The organism is Microbacterium sp. CPCC 204701, assembly GCF_004010105.1.
Classification (GTDB): domain Bacteria; phylum Actinomycetota; class Actinomycetes; order Actinomycetales; family Microbacteriaceae; genus Microbacterium.
Genome location: NZ_RRYE01000624.1, coordinates 1 through 1,100 on the forward strand (window position 1 = coordinate 1; position 1,100 = coordinate 1,100).

Sequence of the window (1,100 nt, forward strand, 5' to 3'; positions counted from 1 at the left end):
TTGAGGACGACGCGGATGCCGGGATCGGCGAGCAGCTCGCCGGTCGTGAGCGCGCGGCAACCGGGGATGCGCTCCGCCACCGCCGCGGCTCGCGAGGCGTCGAGGTCGGCGACGGCCGCGATCCGCGCCCGCGGCGTCGCGAGGAGCGTGTCGAGGTACTGCGCCGAGATGAACCCGAGTCCGACGATGCCGACGTCGATCACCGTGCCGCCCACAGCAGGCCCCGTTCGATGATGGTGCGGACGTTGCCGTCCCGCAGGACGTCGGGGCTGTGGCCGGGCGTCGCGACGAAGATGCGGCCGGCGCCCCACTCACGCGTCCAGACCGCGGGCGACACGATCGGCCGATGCCATGGGTGGTACGGCTGCACGGGATGGGTCGTGGTCGCCAGCACGTCGATGAGGTCGTCGTGGAGCACCCAGTACTGCTCGGTGCGCAGCGAAAAGTCGTCGATGCCGGCGGTGATCTCGTGCGTGCGGCCGAGGGCGGTGATCTCGACGGTGTAGTCGAGATGGTTGTCGGTCTCGTCGCCGTGGACCTCGCCCGGAGCCTTCGACGGATGCGTCGCGAACTGCCCGCCGACCAGCTGCAGGTAGTCCGAGCCGGCACGGTACGAGTCGGCGATGCCGCCGTGCCAGCCCGCGAGACCGGTGCCCGCTGCCACGGCGTCGCGGAGTCCGCGGAGCGCGTCGGCCGAGATCTGCGACATCGTGACGCACTGCAGCACGAGGTCGGTCGCGGCCATGCGCGCGGCGTCGGCGTACACGTCGGGGCTGCCCTCGATCGCGACCTCGAACCCGCTCTCGCGCAGGAACGGCACGAACAGGTCGGTGGCCTCGACGGGATGGTGGCCTTCCCACCCGCCGCGGACGACGAGAGCGGTGCGGGGCATGCGGATCCCTTCGACGGTGATGGGCGTGACCTCTCGGGGTTCGAGGATGCCAGTGGCGCGAGCGGGCGTCGACGAACTTGCGCAAAACTGGGCTGATGCACCCGCGCGCCACCCTCGCCGACGTCGCCGCTCACGCCGGGGTCAGCGTCGCGACCGCCTCGCGGGCGCTCAGCGGCCGCGGCGACCTGGCCACGGCCACCCGGAGCCG

The 1,100-nt window shown here is 72.4% G+C and carries 3 protein-coding genes; 1 reads left to right on the forward strand and 2 read right to left on the reverse strand.

Features of this window, described 5'->3' with window-relative positions:
- Positions 1–215, reverse strand: a 215-nt coding sequence (locus EIO58_RS18400; protein ID WP_240659020.1) for a Gfo/Idh/MocA family oxidoreductase, incomplete at its 3' end; no start/stop codon positions are given.
- Entirely contained in the window at positions 200–892 is a 693-nt protein-coding gene (locus EIO58_RS18405; protein WP_127820604.1) for a ThuA domain-containing protein, read from the reverse strand. The genes EIO58_RS18400 and EIO58_RS18405, both read right to left, overlap by 16 nt.
- A gap of 95 nt (positions 893–987) precedes the next feature.
- Here EIO58_RS18405 and EIO58_RS18410 point away from each other — a divergent pair.
- A partial coding sequence (locus tag EIO58_RS18410; RefSeq protein ID WP_164861889.1) for a LacI family DNA-binding transcriptional regulator occupies positions 988–1,100 on the forward strand: 113 nt, incomplete at its 3' end.